The sequence below is a fragment of the Bradyrhizobium sp. WBOS08 genome (genome assembly GCF_024585125.1).
In the GTDB taxonomy this organism is placed as follows: Bacteria; Pseudomonadota; Alphaproteobacteria; order Rhizobiales; family Xanthobacteraceae; genus Bradyrhizobium; species Bradyrhizobium japonicum_B.
Window position 1 is genome coordinate 4,208,422 of sequence record NZ_CP028988.1, and the last position, 20,278, is coordinate 4,228,699.

Annotated in this window: 17 protein-coding genes; 12 read left to right on the forward strand and 5 right to left on the reverse strand. The window is 66.1% G+C overall.

Annotated features, from left to right (window positions below; translation table 11 throughout):
• Positions 1-225 precede the first annotated feature (225 nt).
• Complete coding sequence (locus DCM80_RS19815; RefSeq protein ID WP_257193236.1) at positions 226-1,233, reverse strand: polyprenyl synthetase family protein; 1,008 nt, start codon at positions 1,231-1,233, stop codon at positions 226-228.
• Between the two features lie 132 nt (positions 1,234-1,365).
• Between DCM80_RS19815 and DCM80_RS19820 the strand changes: the two genes are divergently transcribed.
• The 6 genes from DCM80_RS19820 (at position 1,366) to glyS (ending at position 7,036) form a co-directional block, all read left to right on the forward strand.
• Positions 1,366-1,593 carry a DUF2007 domain-containing protein gene (locus DCM80_RS19820; RefSeq protein ID WP_028134904.1) on the forward strand — a complete coding sequence of 76 codons (228 nt, stop codon included), beginning with the start codon at positions 1,366-1,368 and terminating at the stop codon, positions 1,591-1,593.
• Complete coding sequence (locus DCM80_RS19825) at positions 1,586-2,350, forward strand: tRNA1(Val) (adenine(37)-N6)-methyltransferase (protein WP_257197981.1); 765 nt, start codon at positions 1,586-1,588, stop codon at positions 2,348-2,350. The genes DCM80_RS19820 and DCM80_RS19825 overlap by 8 nt, the downstream gene beginning before the upstream one ends.
• Positions 2,351-2,564: 214 nt before the next feature.
• Entirely contained in the window at positions 2,565-3,473 is a 909-nt protein-coding gene (locus DCM80_RS19830) for a S49 family peptidase (protein WP_257193237.1), read from the forward strand.
• Positions 3,474-3,577: 104 nt separating this feature from the next.
• A complete protein-coding gene (locus DCM80_RS19835; RefSeq protein ID WP_028134907.1) occupies positions 3,578-3,769 on the forward strand; it encodes a hypothetical protein in 192 nt (63 codons plus the stop codon).
• A 229-nt stretch (positions 3,770-3,998) separates the two neighbouring features.
• A complete protein-coding gene (locus tag DCM80_RS19840; protein ID WP_257176098.1) occupies positions 3,999-4,937 on the forward strand; it encodes a glycine--tRNA ligase subunit alpha in 939 nt (312 codons plus the stop codon).
• Positions 4,937-7,036 carry a glycine--tRNA ligase subunit beta gene (gene glyS / locus DCM80_RS19845; protein ID WP_257193239.1) on the forward strand — a complete coding sequence of 700 codons (2,100 nt, stop codon included), beginning with the start codon at positions 4,937-4,939 and terminating at the stop codon, positions 7,034-7,036. Before DCM80_RS19840 ends, glyS begins: the two co-directional genes overlap by 1 nt.
• A 292-nt stretch (positions 7,037-7,328) precedes the next feature.
• Here the strand turns inward: glyS and DCM80_RS19850 are convergent, their stop codons facing one another.
• Positions 7,329-7,682: a DUF1236 domain-containing protein gene (locus DCM80_RS19850; protein ID WP_028134910.1), complete on the reverse strand. Its 354-nt coding sequence runs from the start codon at positions 7,680-7,682 to the stop codon at positions 7,329-7,331.
• A gap of 222 nt (positions 7,683-7,904) precedes the next feature.
• Here DCM80_RS19850 and DCM80_RS19855 point away from each other — a divergent pair, with 222 nt between their 5' ends.
• From DCM80_RS19855 to DCM80_RS19865, 3 genes are all read left to right on the forward strand, one after another.
• Positions 7,905-8,060 carry a DUF3096 domain-containing protein gene (locus tag DCM80_RS19855; RefSeq protein WP_008562090.1) on the forward strand — a complete coding sequence of 52 codons (156 nt, stop codon included), beginning with the start codon at positions 7,905-7,907 and terminating at the stop codon, positions 8,058-8,060.
• A gap of 96 nt (positions 8,061-8,156) precedes the next feature.
• Positions 8,157-11,120, forward strand: a complete 2,964-nt coding sequence (gene ppdK / locus DCM80_RS19860; protein WP_257193241.1) for a pyruvate, phosphate dikinase — start codon at positions 8,157-8,159, stop codon at positions 11,118-11,120.
• Positions 11,121-11,719: 599 nt separating this feature from the next.
• Positions 11,720-13,174 carry a cell wall hydrolase gene (locus DCM80_RS19865; protein WP_257193243.1) on the forward strand — a complete coding sequence of 485 codons (1,455 nt, stop codon included), beginning with the start codon at positions 11,720-11,722 and terminating at the stop codon, positions 13,172-13,174.
• A 56-nt stretch (positions 13,175-13,230) separates the two neighbouring features.
• Here DCM80_RS19865 and nadC read toward each other — a convergent pair whose 3' ends face one another.
• Genes nadC through nadA form a run of 3 tightly spaced genes read right to left on the reverse strand, consistent with a single transcriptional unit; the run spans position 13,231 to position 16,838 of the window.
• The gene (nadC, locus tag DCM80_RS19870) at positions 13,231-14,106 is read right to left on the reverse strand and encodes a carboxylating nicotinate-nucleotide diphosphorylase (protein WP_257193245.1); all 876 of its coding nucleotides are present in this window, start codon (positions 14,104-14,106) and stop codon (positions 13,231-13,233) included.
• Between the two features lie 11 nt (positions 14,107-14,117).
• On the reverse strand, positions 14,118-15,722 hold the full coding sequence (locus DCM80_RS19875) for an L-aspartate oxidase (RefSeq protein WP_257193246.1): 1,605 nt from the start codon (positions 15,720-15,722) through the stop codon (positions 14,118-14,120).
• A gap of 9 nt (positions 15,723-15,731) precedes the next feature.
• Positions 15,732-16,838: a quinolinate synthase NadA gene (gene nadA / locus DCM80_RS19880; protein WP_257193247.1), complete on the reverse strand. Its 1,107-nt coding sequence runs from the start codon at positions 16,836-16,838 to the stop codon at positions 15,732-15,734.
• 334 nt (positions 16,839-17,172) lie between these two features.
• Here nadA and DCM80_RS19885 point away from each other — a divergent pair, with 334 nt between their 5' ends.
• The 3 genes from DCM80_RS19885 to DCM80_RS19895 all read left to right on the forward strand — a co-directional run bounded on the left by DCM80_RS19885 (position 17,173) and on the right by DCM80_RS19895 (position 20,179).
• Positions 17,173-18,426 carry an MFS transporter gene (locus DCM80_RS19885; protein ID WP_257193248.1) on the forward strand — a complete coding sequence of 418 codons (1,254 nt, stop codon included), beginning with the start codon at positions 17,173-17,175 and terminating at the stop codon, positions 18,424-18,426.
• Between the two features lie 41 nt (positions 18,427-18,467).
• On the forward strand, positions 18,468-19,454 hold the full coding sequence (locus tag DCM80_RS19890) for an MDR family oxidoreductase (protein WP_257193249.1): 987 nt from the start codon (positions 18,468-18,470) through the stop codon (positions 19,452-19,454).
• 113 nt (positions 19,455-19,567) lie between these two features.
• Entirely contained in the window at positions 19,568-20,179 is a 612-nt protein-coding gene (locus DCM80_RS19895; protein ID WP_028134917.1) for a hypothetical protein, read from the forward strand.
• The last annotated feature ends 99 nt before the right edge of the window (positions 20,180-20,278 follow it).

Consider the following 20,278-nt stretch of genomic DNA (forward strand, 5'->3'; position numbering starts at 1 on the left):
CGCAATGACGATGTTGATGCAGCGCGCTGCAGTCCATCACCGTCACCCTGAGGCGGCCGCTTCTTCGGCGGCCCTCGCAGGGCGACAGCCCGGCTGCAGCTCGGGCGTGCATCCTTCGAGGCGCGAGCGACGCGATGCAATGCATCGCGTCGCTCGCGCCTCAGGATGACGGGTCAACAATTGTGCCGCGATGATATGTGCCGCGATGATAGGAGCTCTAGCCGCCTAGTGCGACCGTGCCAGGCAGAACGCCACAACCTGCTCCAGCGCGCTCTTCATCGGCGAGGACGGGAACAGCGCGAGCGCGTCCACCGCCATGGCGCCGTAGTGCTGGGCGCGGCTCAGCGTGTCTTCCAGCGCGCGGTGCTTGTTCATCAATCCGATGGCGTGATCGAGATCGGAATCGCCGATCTCGCCGCGCTCCAGCGCCCGGATCCAGAAGGCGCGCTCGGTGTCGTTGCCGCGGCGGAAGGCGAGCACGACGGGCAGGGTGATCTTGCCCTCGCGGAAATCGTCGCCGGTGTTCTTGCCGAGCTTGGCGCTCTTGCCGCCATAGTCGAGCACGTCGTCGACGAGCTGGAAGGCGATGCCGAGATTCATGCCGACCGAGCGGCAGGCGGTCTGCTCGGCCTTCGGGCGGTTGGCGATGACCGGGCCGACCTCGCAGGCGGCGGCGAACAGCTCGGCGGTCTTGCCGCGGATCACGGCGAGATATTCGTCCTCGGTGGTCGCGGTGTTCTTGGCGACGGCGAGCTGCATCACCTCGCCCTCGGCGATGGTGGCGGCCGCCGCGGAGAGGATGTCGAGCGCGCGGAGCGAGCCGACCTCGACCATCATGCGGAAGGCCTGGCCGAGCAGGAAGTCGCCGACCAGGACGCTGGCCTCGTTGCCCCAGAGCATGCGCGCCGACAGCTTGCCGCGGCGCATCTCGCTCTCGTCCACGACGTCGTCGTGCAGCAGCGTGGCGGTATGCATGAACTCGACGGAGGCTGCGAGCTTGATGTGGCCGTCGCCGGTGTAGCCGGCGAGGTTGGCCATGGCGAGCGTCAGCATCGGCCGCAGCCGCTTGCCCCCGGACGAGATCAGATGGTTGGCGACCTCCGGGATCATGGTCACGTCGGAGCCGGTCCGCGACAGGATCGTGGCGTTGACGCGCTCCATGTCAGGGGCGACAAGGGCAACGAGCTGTTCGATCGACGCGCCGGGAGTTTCGAAAGGTACGATGACGGCCACGCCGGTCTCCAATATTTGCCCCGGAAGGGCTATTCTGACGGAAAGACAATAGAAACTGGCGGCGGGTGCGGCAAGTGCCGTGGAACCATTGACATTTGCCGCTGCCCCGTTTTCAGGCAGGAGACCTGGGATTTGCGTGAACTGGTTCGGACCAACGACATGGTGCTGGTGTCGGCGATCGGCGCGCTGCTCGACGGCGCCAATATCCATCATCTGGTGCTCGACCAGAACATGAGCATCATCGAGGGCTCGCTCGGAATCCTGCCACGGCGCATCCTCGTCCATGAGGACGATGTCCAGGAGGCAAGGGAACTCCTCACCCAAGCCGGCCTCAGCCACGAACTGCGCGGCGATGAGTGAGGCTGCAGATGTTACCGAGGACGCCTTTCTCGGCGGCCGGTTACGCCTGAGGCAGAAGCGGTCCGGCCATCGCGCCGGGCATGACGCCATCCTGCTCGCGGCGGCAACCGAGGCGCGCAGCGGAGACCGCGTGGTCGATTTCGGAGCCGGCGTCGGGACGGCCGGGCTGGCGCTCGCCAGCCGCGTCCCCGGTCTCGCCCTCAGCCTGGTCGAGATCGATCCGGAGCTGGCCGGGCTCGCGCGCGGCAACGCGGCGGCGAATGCGATTGCCGCCGAGACGATCGTGCTCGACGTCACTTCCGGCGCCGAGGCCTTTGCCGCGAATGGGCTGCCGCCGGACAGCGTCGACGTGGTGCTGATGAATCCGCCGTTCAACGATCCGGCCCGGCATCGCGGCTCGCCGGATCAGGCGCGTCACATCGCGCATGTGGCGACGGAGGAGACTCTGCATGCGTGGGTGCATGCAGCGCGGCGCATCCTCCGATCGAACGGTGTGCTGACGTTGATCTGGCGTGCGGACGGCATTGCCGACGTTCTGGCGGCATTGTCGCGCGGCTTCGGCAGCCTCGCGATCCTGCCGGTTCACGGCGAGGCGGGGCGGCCCGCGATCCGCGTGCTGGTGCGCGCGGTCAAAGGTGGCCGGGCCCCGACGCGATTGCTGCCGGGCCTCATGCTCAACGACGAGACGCGCGTATCAAACAGCGGGATGACGGAGATTTTGGAGGGGAGAGCGGCCTTGCCGCTGGTGGAACCTTGAGGGCTTATCGCGGAAGCGATTCCGATCGCTGCTCGTGCGGAGAGGTCAGGCGGATCGCCATGAACAGCGCGCCGATCAGCAGCATCAGAAGATAGATTTTCATGGTGTTCTCCGCCGCCTCATTGCAGCCTCCCAAGGGAAAATCTGCAAAACACGTTCCAGGCACTTCCAATGACAGTCGCGTGATAAAAAATGGTTAATCAGAGGTAACGGCATGGCCGAACAAGTGAACGATCGTGAGAGTTCCGGCCTGGCCGACAAGCTCATGCAATATCTGCCGGCGCGCTTCCGCCCCGGCACCGCGGTGGTGCCGGTGGTGCGGCTATCGGGCGTGATCGGCGCGGTGACGCCGCTGCGACCCGGTCTGACGCTTGCAGGAGTCGCGCGCGTGCTGGAGCGCGCGTTCTCGTATCGTCACGCCAAGGCGGTGGCGCTGGTGATCAATTCGCCCGGCGGCTCGCCGGTGCAGTCGCGCCAGATCTATCTGCGCATCAAGCAGCTCGCGGCGGAGAAGAAGCTGCCGGTGCTGGTGTTCGTCGAGGACGTTGCGGCCTCCGGCGGCTACATGATCGCCTGCGCCGGCGACGAGATCATCTGCGATCCCTCATCGATCCTCGGCTCGATCGGCGTGGTCGGCGGCAGCTTCGGCTTCCAGGAGGCGATTAAGCGGCTCGGCATCGAGCGGCGGCTCTATACGTCGGGTGAGCACAAGGCGATGCTCGACCCGTTCCTGCCCGAAAATCCGGAAGACGTCGCCAAGCTGAAGGCGATCCAGCGCGAGATCCACCAGATCTTCATTTCGCTGGTGAAGGAAAGCCGGGGGGCGCGCCTGAAGGGCTCGGACGATACGCTGTTCACGGGCGAGTACTGGGCCGGCGACAGTTCGGTCGCGCTGGGGCTTGCCGACAGCATCGGCGATCTGCGCTCAACTCTTCGTGCCCGCTATGGCGAGAAGGTTCTCACCCCCGTGATCGCGCAGCCGACCGGGCTGCTGTCCGGCCTTCTGGGGCGGAAATCGCCCGGCGCAGGGCAGCTTTCGGCGTTGGAATCGATGGCCGGGTTGCCGGACGATCTGATCTCGGCCGTCGAGACGCGGGCGATCTGGGCAAAATTCGGGTTCTAGCCGGCGCCGTCCCGCGCCATTTCGCCCTCGCCATGCCAATTGCGGCGCGGCCCGGACTGCGCAAGAATGCACGTGGGGGCTGAGCACTAGACAAGGATCGACCGATGCCGCCGTTCGTCGCTTTCGCGGGCGTGCTGGGTGGGCTTGCCGTGGTCCGCTGGGCCTACAAGACCGCCGTCAAGATCAACCAGGAGCTGGAGGAGATGCGCCTGTCGCGCGTCGCCGAGACCGCCCGCATGGGGGATATCCAGAAGCTAAAGCGTGACCCCGTGACGGGCGCGTACAGGCCGGGTTAGCCGCTCCACACACCGCTGCCATAGGGTGGGCAAAGGCGCTCTTGCGCCGTGCCCACCAATTCCCCCGGTGGCGACAGGCGGTGGGCACGCTTCGCTTTGCCCACCCTATGGCGCCGTCCCCGGGGGATAGGCCGTTGAGCCCGAATCCGCCCCCTTTGCCTTGATTCCCACCCCCGCCGTCGATACGGTCCCGCGCGATTCAAAACCCCCGCGAGAGCCTGATCTGACGATGGACGCCTCCTTGCCCGCCCATATGCGCCCGGAACGCTCGTTCCAGGGCTTCATCCTCGCGCTCCAGCGGTTCTGGGCCGAGCAGGGCTGCGTGATCCTGCAGCCCTACGACATGGAGATGGGCGCGGGCACCTTCCATCCGGCGACCACGCTGCGCGCGCTCGGGCCGAAGCCCTGGAACGCGGCCTATGTGCAGCCCTCGCGCCGGCCCAAGGACGGCCGCTACGGCGAGAATCCGAACCGGATGCAGCATTACTATCAGTTCCAGGTGATCATGAAGCCGTCGCCGCCGAACCTTCAGGAGCTGTACCTGAAGTCGCTCGCCGCGATCGGCATCGATTCCGCCGTGCACGATATCCGCTTTGTCGAGGACGATTGGGAGAGCCCGACGCTGGGCGCCTGGGGCCTCGGTTGGGAGTGCTGGTGCGACGGCATGGAGGTGAGCCAGTTCACCTATTTCCAGCAGGTCGCGGGCTTCGAATGCGCGCCGGTCGCGGGCGAGCTCACCTATGGCCTCGAGCGCCTCGCGATGTATGTGCAGGGCGTCGACCGTGTCTACGACCTCAATTTCAATGGCCGCGATGGCGATCAGAAGGTCACTTATGGCGACGTCTTCCTGCAGGCCGAGCAGGAATATTCGCGGCACAATTTCGAACATGCCGACACCGCGATGCTGTTCGAGCAGTTCAAGATGGCGGAAGCGGCCTGCAGGAAATATCTCGACGCCGGCTGGCGCGACGGCGGCAACAAGAAGCAGCACCTGATGGCGCTGCCGGCCTACGACCAGTGCATCAAGGCGAGCCACGTCTTCAACCTGCTCGACGCGCGCGGCGTGATCTCGGTAACCGAGCGGCAGAGCTACATTCTTCGCGTGCGCGAGCTGGCGAAAGCCTGCGGCGAGGCCTGGATCCATACTGAAGCGGGCGGAGCGGCCTGATGCCCGATCTTTTGCTTGAACTGTTCTCCGAAGAGATTCCCGCGCGCATGCAGGCGAAGGCGGCGGACGATCTGCGCCGCATGGTCACCGACAAGCTCGTCGCCGAAGGCCTCGTCTACGAGGGCGCGAAAGCCTTCGCGACGCCGCGCCGCCTCGCGCTCACCGTGCACGGCATCCCGGCGCGTCAGCCGGATCTGAAGACCGAGCGACGCGGCCCGAAAGTCGGCGCGCCCGATGCGGCCGTGCAGGGCTTCCTGAAAGCGACGGGATTGAAGTCGCTGGATGAGGCAAAAATCCAGCGCGATCCCAAGGGCGACTTCTACATCGGCTTGATCGAGAAGCCCGGCCGCGATGCGATCGACGTGCTCGCCGAAATCCTGCCCGTCATCATCCGCACCTTCCCCTGGCCGAAATCGATGCGCTGGGGCGCGCGCTCGGGCAAACCGGGCTCGCTGAACTGGGTGCGGCCGCTGCACGCGATCACCGCGACCTTCGGGCTCGAGACCGAAGAGCCTGATGTCGTGAAATTCGAGGTCGACGGCGTCGAAGCCGGCCAGACTACCTACGGTCACCGCTTCCTCGCGCCGGCGCCGATTCAGGTGCGCCGCTTCGAGGATTACGAAGCAAAGCTGCTGGATGCCAAGGTCGTTCTCGACCCCGAGCGCCGCAAGGACGCGATCCTCACCGACGCCAAGCAGCTTGCGTTTGCGCAGGGCTTCGAGCTGGTCGAGGACCAGAACCTGCTTGACGAGGTCGCCGGACTCGTCGAATGGCCGGTGGTGCTGATGGGCTCGTTCGAACAGGAATTCCTGTCAACGCCTGCGGAAGTGATCCGCGCCACCATCCGCAACAACCAGAAGTGCTTCGTGGTGCGCGACCCCAAGACGGGCAAGCTCGCGAGCAAGTTCATCCTGGTGGCCAACATCGAGGCGAGCGATGGCGGTGCGACCATCATCGCCGGCAACGAGCGCGTGATCCGCGCGCGGTTGAGCGATGCGAAGTTCTTCTACGAAACGGATCTAAAGACCAAGCTCGAGGAGCGGCTGCCGAAGTTCGAGCAGATCGTGTTCCACGAGAAGCTCGGCACCCAGGCTGCACGCATCAAGCGCATCGAGCGCCTCGCCGCCGAGATCGCGCCGCTGGTCGGCGCCGATGTCGCCAAGACCACGCGTGCCGCGCGCCTGGCGAAGACGGATTTGCTGACTGAGGTCGTCGGCGAATTTCCGGAAGTCCAGGGCCTGATGGGCAAGTACTACGCGCTGGCGCAGGGCGAGGATGCATCCGTCGCCGCAGCCTGCGAGGAGCACTACAAGCCGCAAGGCCCCGCGGATCGCGTGCCGACCGACCCGATCAGCGTTGCAGTGGCGCTTGCCGACAAGATCGATACGCTGGTCGGTTTCTGGGCCATCGATGAGAAACCGACGGGCAGCAAGGACCCGTATGCGCTACGCCGCGCGGCGCTGGGCGTGATCAGGCTGATCGCCGAGAACGCGTTGCGTCTCTCGCTCATGAAGGTGGCGGCGTCCGCGTTCGCTGGCTTATCGGCGCAGCCGGCCGACGCCTCCAAGCTCCCGATCGATCTCCTCGCCTTCTTCGCCGATCGCCTCAAAGTCCAGCTCCGCGAGCAGGGCGCGCGGCACGATCTCGTCGACGCCGTGTTCGCGCTTGGCGGCCAGGACGACCTGCTGATGATCGTCCGCCGCGTCGAGGCGCTCGGCAAATTCCTCGACACTGACGACGGCAAGAACCTGCTCGCCGGCACCAAGCGCGCCAGCAACATCCTGTCGATCGAGGAAAAGAAGGACAAGCGCAGCTTCGACGGCGCGCCCGACGCCGCGCTCTACAGCCTTGCCGAGGAGAAGGCGTTGGCCAAGGCGATCGATGAAGTGCAGGCGGAAGCCGGCGCTGCGGTCGCCAAGGAGGACTTTGCTGCCGCGATGAGCGCGATGGCGAAGCTGCGTCCGCCGGTCGATGCGTTCTTCGACAAGGTTCGCGTCAACGACGACGATGCCAAGGTGCGCGAGAACCGGCTGAAGCTCCTGAACGAGATCCGCAGCGCCACGCGCGCGGTCGCGGATTTTTCGAAGATCCAGGATTGAGGCGCGGGTATTGCGGTCTCGTGCCCCGGACGCAGTGCAGCGCGCCGCCTCTTCGCGGCGTGATGCGCTGCAGAGCCGGGGCCCAGGCAGGCCGCGCGCTGGTGGCTTCTGGGTCCCGGCTCTGCGTCGCAATGCGGCGCATTGCGCCTTGTCCGGGACATGCGCTCAAACACGAAGCGCAAAAGGCGCCCCGCCCGGCGGGGGGAAGACCGGGCGGGGCCTGATGTCCGATTGAACTGCTCGCCAGCCTGATGTGACGCGCCGGACATCTAGTCGGTCTCACTTGTCCGTCTCAGTCCAGCACCTCGACGATGCGGCGCGAGCGCGGCTCGACCAGCACGGTCTCCCCGTTCACGACGGTGTAGCGATAGGTGGTGGCGCCAAAACGTTGCGGCACGTCGTAATAGGTGACACCCGCCTCGGGTAAGGTGGTGCCGACCACGACGCGATCGGGGATGCTGAAGGCCGGCACACGCTGTTCGACGACGTAGTCGCGGAAAGCCGGCCGCTGCTCGACGGCGATGGTTGGGCCGCTGTCGACCACGGCGGGCGCGCGTCCGACGGTGACACTGGTTTGCGCCTGCGCCGCCAGAGGCGAGCCGATCGCGGCCGCGAGCGCTGCAAGAGCAAGAATCCTGTTCCGCATGGACAACTCCTTCGACGTGATGGTTCGGACGCGCCACAGGCGCGACCGGTTGCCAATGCATGCGTGTCGGCAATGTTCCGGGAAAAACCCTGCCGTATCAGCGGCAATTTCAGGCAGTTTTCGTGGGCGGCGGAACCTGCTCGCCCGTTGCGCGTCTCTACTCGCGGAACCGGGAGGGCTATGATCCGCCCGCGATTCGCCCCCTCCACAGAAAGATAGTTCATGCACATCACCGTCGCCCACATTTCGCCGATCCTGTCGTTGATTGCGGGTGTGCTCATCCTGATCATGCCGCGGCTGCTGAACCTGATCGTCGCGATCTTCCTGATCGTGAACGGCGCGATCGGGCTCGGGCTCCTGAAGTGGCTCCGCTTCTAGGCGTTCACTTTTCGGAACTGTTCGACTTGCGCGGGCCCGCCCAAAATGGTGTAAGGCCCGCGATTTCCCATTCCTCTCGCAGGTTGTGTGCAAGCTATGGCCAAAGCCGCCTCGAAGCCTAAAAAAATGCCAGCGAAATCAAAGTCCTCGGCCGCCGCCAAGGCCGCGCCGCCGGCCCGCAAGGCGCTGGCCAAGAGCGCGCCGAAGCCGGTCGCCAAAGCCGTTGCCAAGTCCCTTGCCAAGTCCGCTGCAAAGTCCGCTGCAAAGCCCGCTGCAAAGCCGGCGGCCAAGGCCGTGACCAAGGCGGCTCTGCCGAAGGTTGCTGCCAAGCCCGCAGCGAAGAAGGCTGCGCCGGCGAAGGCGGCCCCGAGCGCGATCAAGGCCGGCAAATGGGTTTACACATTCGGTGACGGCAAGGCCGAAGGCCGGACGGAGATGCGCGACCTGCTCGGCGGCAAGGGCGCCAACCTCGCCGAGATGGCCAATCTCGGCCTGCCGGTGCCTCCCGGCTTCACCATCCCGACCTCGGTCTGCACCTACTTCTACGCGCACGGCAAGACCTATCCGAAGGAACTGCAGGCACAGGTCGAGAAGGCGCTCGACCATGTCGGCAAGCTGACCGGCAAGATCTTCGGCGACACCAAGAACCCGCTGCTCGTCTCGGTGCGTTCCGGTGCGCGCGCCTCGATGCCGGGCATGATGGACACCGTGCTCAACCTCGGCCTCAACGACCAGACCGTGGAAGCGCTGGCCGATTTGTCGGGCGACCGCCGCTTCGCCTATGACAGCTATCGCCGCTTCATCACGATGTATTCCGACGTGGTGCTCGGCTTCGAGCATCATCACTTCGAAGAGATCCTCGACACCTTCAAGGACAGCCAGGGCTACACGCTCGACACCGATCTGTCCGCCGACGACTGGGTCGAGCTGGTCGGCAAGTACAAGGACGCGGTCGCGCGCGAGACCGGCAAGGATTTTCCGCAGGATCCGCACGACCAGCTCTGGGGCGCGATCGGCGCGGTGTTCTCATCCTGGATGAACGCGCGCGCGGTGACCTATCGCAAGCTGCACGACATTCCGGAATCCTGGGGCACCGCGGTCAACGTGCAGGCCATGGTGTTCGGCAACATGGGCGAGACTTCGGCCACCGGCGTTGCCTTCACCCGCAATCCCTCGACCGGCGAGAGCAAGCTCTACGGCGAGTTCCTGATCAATGCGCAGGGCGAGGACGTGGTGGCGGGCATCCGCACGCCGCAGGACATCACCGAGGAAGCGCGCAAGGAATCGGGCTCCGACAAGGCGTCGATGGAATCGGCGATGCCGGAGGCCTTCAAGGAGCTGACGCGGATCTACACGCTGCTCGAGAAGCACTACCGCGACATGCAGGACATGGAGTTCACGGTCGAGCAGGGTAAGCTCTGGATGCTGCAGACCCGCGGCGGCAAGCGCACCGCCAAGGCCGCGCTGCGCATCGCGGTCGAACTCGCCAACGAAGGCCTGATCTCGAAGAAGGAAGCGGTGACGCGGATCGATCCGGCTTCGCTCGATCAGCTCTTGCATCCGACCATCGATCCCCACGCCAAGCGCGACGTGATCGCGACCGGCTTGCCGGCTTCGCCGGGAGCAGCCTCCGGCGAGATCGTGTTCTCCTCGGATGAAGCGGCCAAGCTTCAGGCCGACGGACGCAAGGTGATCCTGGTCCGTATCGAGACCAGCCCGGAAGACATCCACGGCATGCACGCCGCCGAAGGCATCCTGACCACGCGCGGCGGCATGACCTCGCACGCGGCGGTGGTCGCCCGCGGCATGGGCAAGCCCTGCGTCTCCGGCTGCGGCACCATCCGCGTCGATTACGGCCGCGGCACCATGAGCATCGGCTCGCGCACCTTCAAGACCGGCGACGTCATCACCATCGACGGCTCGCTCGGCCAGGTGCTCGCCGGCCGCATGCCGATGATCGAGCCGGAGCTGTCCGGCGAGTTCGGCACGCTGATGAACTGGGCCGATCAGGTCCGCAAGATCGGCGTCCGCGTCAACGGCGACACGCCGGACGATGCGCGCACCGCAATCAAGTTCGGCGCCGAAGGCATCGGCCTCTGCCGCACCGAGCACATGTTCTTCGAGGAGACCCGCATCCGCACGGTGCGCGAGATGATCCTCTCCGAGGACGAGCAGTCGCGCCGCGCCGCGCTCGCCAAGCTGCTGCCGATGCAGCGCGCCGACTTCGTCGAGCTGTTCGAGATCATGAAGGGCCTGCCCGTCACAATCCGCCTGCTCGACCCGCCGCTGCACGAGTTCTTGCCGCACACCCACGCCGAGGTCGAGGAAGTGGCGCGGGCCATGAACACCGATCCGCGGCGCCTCGCCGACCGTGCGCGCGAACTCTCGGAGTTCAATCCAATGCTCGGCTTCCGCGGCTGCCGTATCGCGATCGCCTATCCGGAGATCGCCGAGATGCAGGCGCGTGCGATCTTCGAGGCGGCGGTCGAGGCCGAGAAGCGCACCGGCAAGGCCGTCGGCCTCGAGGTGATGGTGCCGCTGATCGCGACCAAGGCCGAGCTCGATCTCGTCAAGGCGCGGATCGATGCGACCGCGCAGGCGGTGATGCGCGAGACCAACACCAAGCTGGCCTATCAGGTCGGCACCATGATCGAGCTGCCGCGCGCCTGTCTGCTCGCGGGCGAGATCGCGCAGTCGGCCGAGTTCTTCTCGTTCGGCACCAACGACCTCACGCAGACCACCTACGGCATCAGCCGCGACGACGCGGCGAGCTTCCTCGGTCCCTACGTGGCCAAGGGCATCCTGTCGGTCGATCCCTTCATCGCGCTCGACCAGGAGGGCGTCGGCGAGCTGGTCAAGATCGGCGTCGCGCGCGGCCGCAAGACGCGGGCGAAGCTCAAGGTCGGCATCTGCGGCGAGCACGGCGGCGATCCAGCCTCGGTCGCCTTCTGCCACAATATCGGTCTCGACTACGTCTCCTGCTCGCCCTACCGCGTGCCGATCGCGCGCCTTGCCGCCGCACAAGCGGCGCTCGGCAAGGAGATCGCGAGCCAGGCGTAGGCAGAGTTAAGATGCTGGAATGCAGAGAGGCGGGGGCAACCCCGCCTCTTTGCGTTTGAGGCGGCACTCTCTCCTCTCGTCATTGCGAGGAGCCCTTGCGACGAAGCAATCCAGAATCCCTCCGCGGAATGATTCTGGATTGCTTCGCTGCGCTCGCAATGACGGAGATCGTTGAACGCGCTCCCACACACGCGCTGTCATCGCCCGGCTTGACCGGGCGATCCAGTACGCCGCGGCGTTCGTGGTTGATCCAAGAAGCTGCGGCGTACTGGATGCCCCGATCAAGTCGGGGCATGACATTCGTGTATGTCGCGATACCTCCTGCAATACCGGGAACTATCCTGCGCCCCGTATTGCTACGCGCCGTCAAGAGTTCCTTCACCATTCGCGTTGACCGGTTGTTTACCGCTTGGCGTGACGACGCATTTACCAACGCGCAGCATCGCTCCGTGAAAACACCTGTGTTCGCTTGAGTGTGCTGCACGCGCAACGCCGATTAACGCCCCGGCAACCTAAATTGGATACTTACGATAAAGATCGAATTGCACGGATGTACTGCGGTTCGGTTTGTCTGGCGTAAGCGTAGCGTGAGCGTGTTGATGTCAGTGTTGCGTAACCATCCGAAGGGCGCGCGGTTCGCGTCCTTCGGCATCGGTCTCTGCATCTTCGCATTGATGCCGAGAGAGACCGGCTATCAGGACATTGCCTCCTTGCTGGCGCGCCAACCGGGCGTCGCCGAGCGTTGGCAGAAGCAGGTGTTCTCCGCGGCGTCCTCGATCCAGCTCGCCACCTACAGTTTTTCTCGCCCCATCGGCACCTCGGTTCCGCAGAGCGCGATGGTGCGCCTCGCGAGCCTCGACGGCCGCGACGTCACCGGCGCGATCCGCCGCAATCCGGCGCTGCAGACGGTGCCGCGCTATCAGGCATCCGACTTTCCCAAGGTCGATCGCTCCATGAAGGGTGATCGCCTCGCAATCGTTACACCGGGCCAGGCTCCAGAGACGGCCGCGCCCGCTGCGGCACCGGCGCAGGAAGATCCCGCGACCTCGAACAGCTCGGTGTTCGGCGCCAAGACCGCCGCCCTGCCACTGCCGATGTCGCCGGAATTCGCGGCCGCGCTCGACCCCGAGCTCCAGGAAGCGCTGCGCGCGCCGCCGCTGCCGCAATACACCAACGCGCCGCAGGCCAGCGACGCCGCGCGCGCGCTCGCGACCGCACCGCTCGAGGCGCTCAAGCGGACCACCGCGCCGACGACGCCGGTGCGCGATCCCTTCAGCGTCAAGACCTCCAGCCTGTTCTTCGGCAGCTCCTCGCTCGGCGGCAATCTGGAGAGCATCGAGAGCTGGCAGCCCGGCGCCGAGCCGCTGATCGTGGTGCCCGATCCCGACATGAAGGCGACGGCCTCGCTGACGCCGCCGACGGTGGAGATCGCCAAGGGCATCGAGAGCGGCGAGAGCGTTGCGCCGAAGGGCGAGGTCAATGCCGACAATCAGCGCACGAGGTCGCCGGCGGAACGGCTCGCGCTCGACGACAAGTCGCGCTCCAAGTCCGAAAAGTGCCTTGCCGAAGCGGTCTATTTCGAAGCCCGCGGCGAGGCGGTCCGCGGCCAGATGGCCGTCGCGCAAGTCGTGATGAACCGCGTGTTCTCCGGCAAGTATCCGGACACGGTGTGCGGCGCGGTCTATCAGAACAAGCATCGTCATCTCGCCTGCCAGTTCACCTTCGCCTGCGACAACAATACCGACGTGATCCGCGAGCCCGAGATGTGGGAGCGCGCCAAGAAGATCGCCAAGGCCATGCTCGACGGCCAGATCTGGCTGCCCGAGGTCGGTAAGTCCACGCACTATCATGCCTATTGGGTGCGTCCGTCCTGGGTCGCCGAGATGAAGAAGATGTACAAGACCGGCGTGCACACCTTCTACCGCCCGCGCGCCTGGGGCGACGGCAGCGAAGAGCCGAGCTGGGGCACGCCGGCCCAGACCGCCGCGCTCTCCGCCGAGCTCGCCCAGGAAGCCAAGAGCTCCGCCGAGATGGGTGCGAGCGAGCGGAGGTGACTGTCCTTTACCTCTCCCCGGTCTGAACAAAGAACGGGGAGAGGGAGAAGACCACCTCACATCTCGATATCCAGCGCGCAGTCGAAGTTCGGCGCGGAATGCGTCAGTGCGCCGGCCGAGGCGTAATCAACGCCGGTCGCGGCAATGGCGGCGATCGACTCGCGCGTGACCCCGCCGGACGCCTCCAGCTCGAGGCGGCCCTCGTTGATCCGCACCGCCTCCCGCAGCGTCGCAAGATCCATGTTGTCGAGCAGCACGGCGTCGGCCAGCCCGCTGTTGAGCACCTCCCGCAATTGCGACAACGTATCGACCTCGATCTCGATCTTGACGAGATGGCCGGCATGGGCGCGGGCGCGCTCCAGCACCGGACGGATGCCGCCGGCGACCGCGATGTGGTTGTCCTTGATCAGGATCGCATCGTCGAGACCGAAGCGGTGGTTGAAGCCGCCGCCGCAGCGCACCGCGTATTTCTCCAGCGCCCTCAGCCCCGGCGTGGTCTTGCGCGTGCAGCAGATGCGCATCTTCGTGCCTTCGGTGCGCGCGACATAATCCGCCGTCAGCGTCGCAACGCCCGACAGGCGGCCGACGAAGTTCAGCGCGGTTCGCTCCGCGGTGAGGATGGCGCGCGCGGGGCCCGAGATCGTCAGCACCTGCTGTCCGCGGGCGACGCGTGCGGCGTCGCGGACATGGGCGCGCACCTCGATATCGGCCGAGAGCTTTTGCAGCGTCGCCAGCGCGAGCGGCAGGCCGGCGATCACGCCGGACTGGCGCGCGACCAGGACCGCCTCGGCTCTGGTCGCTTCCGGGATCGTCGCAAGCGAGGTGATGTCGCCGGCGCGGCCGAGGTCCTCGTCGAGCGCGCGCTGCACGGCCGCGTCGATTGCGAGCGGCGAGAGGAAGGCATCGGGATAGAGCAGTGAGGTCGGGGTCATCGGGGCTTCCTTCAGGCAGTCAGGGATTGGGCGCGGCGCGGGACTGGCCGCTCGCTCAGGCTCCCGGCGGCCTCGCGCACCGCGGCGAGGGTGGTCCTCGTTCGCTGCGCCAGCGCGGGTACCTCCGTCGGCTGATCGATGCGGAAATGCGCGCCGCGGCTTTCGCGCCGGCTCCACGCCGAGGCGGCGACAAGCAGGGCCGATGTCGCCATGTTGTGCAGCGTGGTGCTCGTCGCCTCGCGTTCGAGCGCGGCGAAGTGGTGCACGGCTTTCGCCAGGCCGTCGTCGTCGCGCATCACGCCGACGCAGGAGCTCATCGTCGCCCGCAACCGCCGCACGGCCGCGGCATCCGGCGCGCCGCCGCGCGGTGTCACCAATGCCTCGGGAAGCCGGGCGGGGGAGGGAAGAATACGGCCGGCGATGTCGTCGGCGATGCGCGCGGCATAGACCACCGCCTCCAGCAGCGAATTCGAGGCTAGCCGGTTGGCGCCGTGCGCGCCGGTCGACGACACCTCGCCGCCGGCCCAGAGCCCCTCGATCGAGCTGCGGCCGCGGCCGTCCACCGCAATGCCGCCCATATGGTAGTGCGCGGCGGGCGCGATCGGGATCGCCTGCCTCGCCGGATCGATGCCGGCGGCGATGCAGCTCGCATGCACGGTCGGGAATCTGTCGGCGAAGCGCGCGCCGAGCGCCGTCCGTGCGTCGAGGAAGGCACCGCGCCCGGCCGCGATCTCGGCGAATACGCCGCGGGCCACGATGTCGCGTGGCGCGAGCTCGGCGAGCGGATGGCGCGCCGCCATGAAGCGCTCGCCGTTGCCGTTGATCAGCGTCGCGCCTTCGCCGCGCAGGGCTTCGGTGGCGAGCGGTGCCGGATCGCCACCGGCCATGATGGCGGTCGGGTGGAACTGGACGAATTCGGGGTCGGCGATCACGGCACCGGCGCGGGCCGCGATGGCAAGGCCCGAGCCGCTGGCCTCGAGCGGATTGGTGGTGACGGCATAGAGATGTCCGATCCCGCCGGTGGCAAGCACCACCGCGCGCGCGGCGAGCAGGAGCGGCCGTGCCGCGGGATTGCCGGCTTCGCGCAACTGAAGCCCGGAGACGACGCCATCCTCGGTCAAGAGGGCTTCGGCGACGAGGCCTTCGATGACGCGGATCGACGGCGTCCGGCGCACCGCATCGCTCAAGGCCGCAATGATCGCGGCGCCCGCCCCGTCGCCGCGCACATGCACGATGCGCCGGGCCGAGTGCGCAGCTTCCCGCCCGACCGCAAGCTTTCCTTCGAGATCGCGATCGAACGGCACGCCATAGGCGAGCAGGTCGTGGATGCGCGGCGCCGCCTCGCGGGCGATCCCGAGTGCGACCGCCTCGTCGACCAGGCCGCCACCGACCGCGATCGTGTCGGCAGCATGCGCCTCCGGCGTGTCGCCCTCGGCCACCGCGGCGGCGATGCCGCCCTGCGCCCATGCGGATGATGCGCCCTGTCCGAGCGGTGCGGCGCAGATCAGCGTCACCGGGCGCGGCGCAAGCTTGAGCGCGCAGAACAGACCGGCGAGACCGGCACCGACGATGACGATTTCGTCGGTGCGGATGAGGTCGTGGACCTTGTGTTGCATGCTGTGCTCTCAGTTCTTCAGATTGATCATCCGCTCGACCGATCGCCTTGCCCTCTCCGCGAGCGCGGGATCGATCGTCACCTCCTCACGGAGCGTCAGCAGGCTGTCCAGGATGTTGGCGAGCGTGATGCGCTTCATATGCGGGCAGAGATTGCAGGGGCGCAGCATCTCGACGTCGGGCAGCTCGGCGCGCACATTGTCGGCCATCGAGCATTCCGTGATCATCACCAGCCGCCGCGGCCGCCGCTCACGCACCCAGTTGATCATGTGCGCTGTCGAGCCGGTGAAGTCGGCTTCCGCCAGCACGTCCGGCGGACATTCGGGATGCGCGATGATCTGCACCGAGGGATCGGCCTCGCGGAACGCGCGCAGCTCTTCGCCCTTGAAACGCTCGTGCACTTCGCAGGCGCCTTTCCAGGCGATGATTTTCACGTCGGTCTTCGAGGCCACGTAAGTTGCGAGATAGCGATCCGGCAAGAAGATCACGCTTGGAGCGCCAAGGCTCTCGACCACCTGTACCGCGTTCGAGGAGGTGCAGCAGATGTCGACCTCGGCCTTCACCTCGGCCGAGGTGTTGACGTAAGCGACGACCGGCACACCGGGAAATCTCTCGCGCAACAGGCGGACGTCGGCGCCGGTGATGCTGGCGGCGAGCGAGCAACCGGCGCTTGCGTCGGGAATCAGCACCGTCTTGTCGGGGTTGAGCAGTTTCGAGGTCTCCGCCATGAAATGCACGCCGCATTGGACGATGATGTCGGCCTTCACCTTGGTGGCTTCGACGGCGAGCTGCAGCGAATCGCCGCCGATATCGGCGACGCAGTGGAAGATCTCGGGGGACTGGTAATTGTGCGCGAGGATCACCGCGCCGCGGGCGCGCTTCAGCTCGTTGATCGCCAGGATCGTCGGCGCCATCAGCGGCCACTCGATCGGCGGGATGACATGCTTCACGCGCTCATAAAGCGGCGCGGTGGCGCGGGCGACCTCCGGCGTCCAGGTCAGCGAGGGCGTCGGCAGCCTGACTTCCGTTCGTGCGGGTGCAGCCCGGGGGAAGGCGCTGACTTGGCCCTGGGGCCGGTTGGCAAAATCGTCGGGGCCGTAAATTCCAGCGATCGGCATCGAAGCCTCCCTTGCAGAGTAATTATGCTCAATTTGAGTATATACCGGGTCCGAAAATGCCGGCCGAGAGGCCAGCACGGATGTCTTCGGGCTGCATATACTCATTATGAGCAAATCTAACATAACATGCTCTACCGGGGATTGCCAGATCCAGCCGCACACATTTCCGTCAGGGTCCGGAGGGGCAGGTGAGGCCACATTGAAATGCAAGGCTCCCGCGGCAGCTCCTCGTGGAATGCAACCGTTTTTGACTTGGGATTTTCATGCAAGTGCATTAAATGGCACGTTCGCGGCGGCCGCTTCGCCACTCCGCCAATGACAAACGAGGAGCACCATGTCGACATCAGTGAGCGAACTTGCTCCGGCCCCACGTTCCTCCAACTGGCGCACCCCGGCCATCATCATTCTGTGCGGCTGTGCGATCGGCATGCTCGGCTTCGGTCCGCGCTCGGCGCTCGGCTTCTTCGTGCAGCCGATGAGCCACGAATTCTCCTGGGGCCGCGACGTGTTTGGCCTCGCGATCGCCGTGCAGAACCTGCTGTGGGGTCTGGGCCAGCCCTTCGCTGGAGCCGTGGCCGATCGCTTCGGCCTGTTCCGGGTGATGTGCGTCGGCGCGCTGCTCTATGCCGGCGGGCTGCTCCTGATGCGCTATTCCTCAACGCCGCTGTCGCTCAACATGGGGGCCGGCGTGATGATCGGCTTAGGTCTGGCCGGCTGCTCGTTCAACCTGGTGCTGTCGGCCTTCACCAAGCTCTTGCCCGCGGAGAAGCGCGGCCTTGCGCTCGGCGCCGGCACGGCCGCAGGCTCGTTCGGGCAGTTCCTGTTCGCGCCGATCGGCGTCGCGCTGATCGACAATTTCGGCTGGCAGCAGGCGCTCTCCGTGTTCGGCTTCCTGATGCTGCTGATCATCCCGCTGTCGCTGGCGCTCTCGACGCCGCGTGTCGCAAACGCGGCCAATACGGCGCCTGCCGATGAGCAGACCATTACAAAGGCGCTCGCGGAGGCCTTCGGCCACCGCTCCTATGTGCTGTTGGTGCTCGGCTTCTTCACCTGCGGCTTCCAACTCGCCTTCATCACCGTGCATTTGCCGGCCTTCCTGGTCGATCGCGGCATCACTGCACAAACCGGCGGCTGGGTGATCGCGGCGATCGGCCTGTTCAACATCGTGGGTTCGCTCAGCGTCGGCTATCTCCAGAACTCGTTGCCCAAGCGCTACATCCTCTCGACCATCTACTTCACGCGCGCGCTGGCGACACTCGCCTTCATCTCGTTCCCGATCACGCCGTTCTCGGCGATTGCGTTCGGTGCGATCTCCGGCCTGACCTGGCTCTCCACGGTGCCGCCGACCTCAGCGTTGGTGGCGCTGATGTTCGGCACGCGCTGGCTTGCCACGCTCTACGGCTTCGCCTTCGTCAGCCATCAGGTCGGTGGCTTCCTCGGCGTCTGGCTCGGAGGCATCGTGTTCGAGAAATTCGGTTCCTACACGCCGATCTGGTGGCTTTCGATCCTGTTCGGCGTGCTCTCCGCGCTGATCAATCTTCCGATCGTGGAGAAACCCGTGGCACGGGCGGTTGCGCAGCCCGCCTGATCGGCTAAACATCCCGGACAGACAAGTCAGGGAGTTCAGTCGTGGCCACATTCAAGGCGATCCGGATCGACAAGGCGGACAAGGGCACAATTGCCGCGCTCACGCAGTTCGATGAAGCCGAGCTGATGGACGGCGAGGTCACCGTCCGGGTCGAATGGTCGACGCTGAACTACAAGGACGGCCTTGCGCTCACCGGCAAGGCGCCGGTGGTCCGCCGCTTCCCGATGATCGCCGGCATCGACTTCGCCGGTACGGTCGAGGCCTCCTCGCATCCGCAATGGAAGGCCGGCGACAAGGTGGTCTGCACCGGATGGGGCATGGGCGAGACCCATCTCGGCGCCTATGCCGAGAAGGCACGGGTGAAGGGCGACTGGCTGGTCGCCTTGCCGGAAGGGCTCTCGGCGCGCGATGCCATGGCGATCGGCACCGCCGGCTTCACCGCGATGCTCGCGGTGCTGGCACTGGAGAAGCACGGTCTGTCGCCGAAGAGCGGCCCGGTGGTGGTGACCGGCGCCGCCGGCGGCGTCGGCTCGGTCGCGATCGCCGTGCTCTCCAAGCTCGGCTACCACGTCATCGCCTCGACCGGCCGGGCCTCTGAGACCGACTATCTGAAGCACCTGGGCGCTGCCGAAATCATCGACCGTAACGAACTGTCCGGTTCGGCCAAACCTCTCGCCAAGGAGAGCTGGGCCGGTGGCGTCGACAGCGTCGGCTCGACCACCCTCGCCAATCTGCTCTCGATGACGCGATATGGCGGAGCGATCGCGGCGTGCGGCCTGGCGGCGGGCATGGACCTGCCGTCCTCGGTGGCACCGTTTATTTTGCGCGGAGTGTGCCTTCTCGGCATCGATTCGGTGATGTGTCCGATCGAGCCCAGAAAGGCCGCCTGGCAGCGCCTCGCATCCGATCTCGATCGGACAAAACTAGCTGAAATCACTAAGGAAATTTCGCTTGCTGAGGTTTCGGATTGGGGCGCCAAGATTCTGGCCGGTGCGGTGCGCGGCCGTATCGTGGTAAAAATTGTCTAATGGCGTTCAGACTTTACCAACCAAGCTGCTTCAATGTCGCCATGGTTCGTATGGTAAGCAGCGGGTAAAGAGATAAGGCATCGCCCGCTGCGGGGTTGGGTTCGGAGTTGAGCATGCTTGCGCGTTTTGTGTTGGGGGCTGTCACGGCGGCAGCAACGTTTGCGCCGGCCGTTGCCGGAAGCATGAACGCCGACGAGGCGCGCCGCTTCGTCGCCGGCAAAGTGTTTGCCTTCACCTGTTTCGACGGCACCCGCGGTGCAGGCCGCATCCTCGACGATCTCGGCGCCGCTGGTGCGGTGCAGTTCTCGGGTGCGGGCCCGGTCAAGCATCTCCGCCTGCCCGGCAATACGCTCCAGATCCGCGGCCAGAATGTCTGCGCCTCGATCAAGGGGATTCCGTTCGAGCCCTGTTTCAACCTGGAAAAGACCGACGATCGCAGCTTCCGCGGCTCCGTGTCGGGCATGGGCTTCGCCTATTGCGACTTCCGTCACCAGGGCGGCAACCAGATGCTGATGGCCCGCGCTGCAGCGCGGCCGCGCTCGCTGCACAGGCCGGAGCACACCGGTTCGGTCAGCCCGGCCAACACCGAGGTTGCCGCGCGCGTGGAGACGCCGCGGGTCGAGAGCAGCCGGCTCGAGCCGGTGAAGGCTGAGGCCAAGGCCGAAGTGAGGTCCGAGCCCGCCAAGAACGAGGCCCCGCTGGAGCTGCGCCGCTCGACCCAGTGAGACGGCCCGGCGGGACGCCCACACACTTTTTCATTGAAGACCTCCTTCGAACATGAAGCTGCCGTGCCGTAGTCATACGGACGGCGGCTTTCATGCGTT

What these genes read in the sequence shown, in the direction of transcription:
- DCM80_RS19840 (WP_257176098.1), top strand. Translation starts at nt 3,999, where the DNA reads ATGGACGCCTCCTTGCCCGCCCATATGCGCCCGGAACGCTCGTTCCAG.
- DCM80_RS19825 (WP_257197981.1), top strand. Translation starts at nt 1,586, where the DNA reads ATGAGTGAGGCTGCAGATGTTACCGAGGACGCCTTTCTCGGCGGCCGG.
- ppdK (WP_257193241.1), top strand. Translation starts at nt 8,157, where the DNA reads ATGGCCAAAGCCGCCTCGAAGCCTAAAAAAATGCCAGCGAAATCAAAG.
- DCM80_RS19865 (WP_257193243.1), top strand. Translation starts at nt 11,720, where the DNA reads ATGTCAGTGTTGCGTAACCATCCGAAGGGCGCGCGGTTCGCGTCCTTC.
- nadA (WP_257193247.1), bottom strand. Translation starts at nt 16,838, where the DNA reads ATGCCGATCGCTGGAATTTACGGCCCCGACGATTTTGCCAACCGGCCC.
- DCM80_RS19895 (WP_028134917.1), top strand. Translation starts at nt 19,568, where the DNA reads ATGCTTGCGCGTTTTGTGTTGGGGGCTGTCACGGCGGCAGCAACGTTT.
- DCM80_RS19830 (WP_257193237.1), top strand. Translation starts at nt 2,565, where the DNA reads ATGGCCGAACAAGTGAACGATCGTGAGAGTTCCGGCCTGGCCGACAAG.
- DCM80_RS19875 (WP_257193246.1), bottom strand. Translation starts at nt 15,722, where the DNA reads ATGCAACACAAGGTCCACGACCTCATCCGCACCGACGAAATCGTCATC.
- DCM80_RS19885 (WP_257193248.1), top strand. Translation starts at nt 17,173, where the DNA reads ATGTCGACATCAGTGAGCGAACTTGCTCCGGCCCCACGTTCCTCCAAC.
- DCM80_RS19850 (WP_028134910.1), bottom strand. Translation starts at nt 7,682, where the DNA reads ATGCGGAACAGGATTCTTGCTCTTGCAGCGCTCGCGGCCGCGATCGGC.
- glyS (WP_257193239.1), top strand. Translation starts at nt 4,937, where the DNA reads ATGCCCGATCTTTTGCTTGAACTGTTCTCCGAAGAGATTCCCGCGCGC.
- nadC (WP_257193245.1), bottom strand. Translation starts at nt 14,106, where the DNA reads ATGACCCCGACCTCACTGCTCTATCCCGATGCCTTCCTCTCGCCGCTC.
- DCM80_RS19855 (WP_008562090.1), top strand. Translation starts at nt 7,905, where the DNA reads ATGCACATCACCGTCGCCCACATTTCGCCGATCCTGTCGTTGATTGCG.
- DCM80_RS19835 (WP_028134907.1), top strand. Translation starts at nt 3,578, where the DNA reads ATGCCGCCGTTCGTCGCTTTCGCGGGCGTGCTGGGTGGGCTTGCCGTG.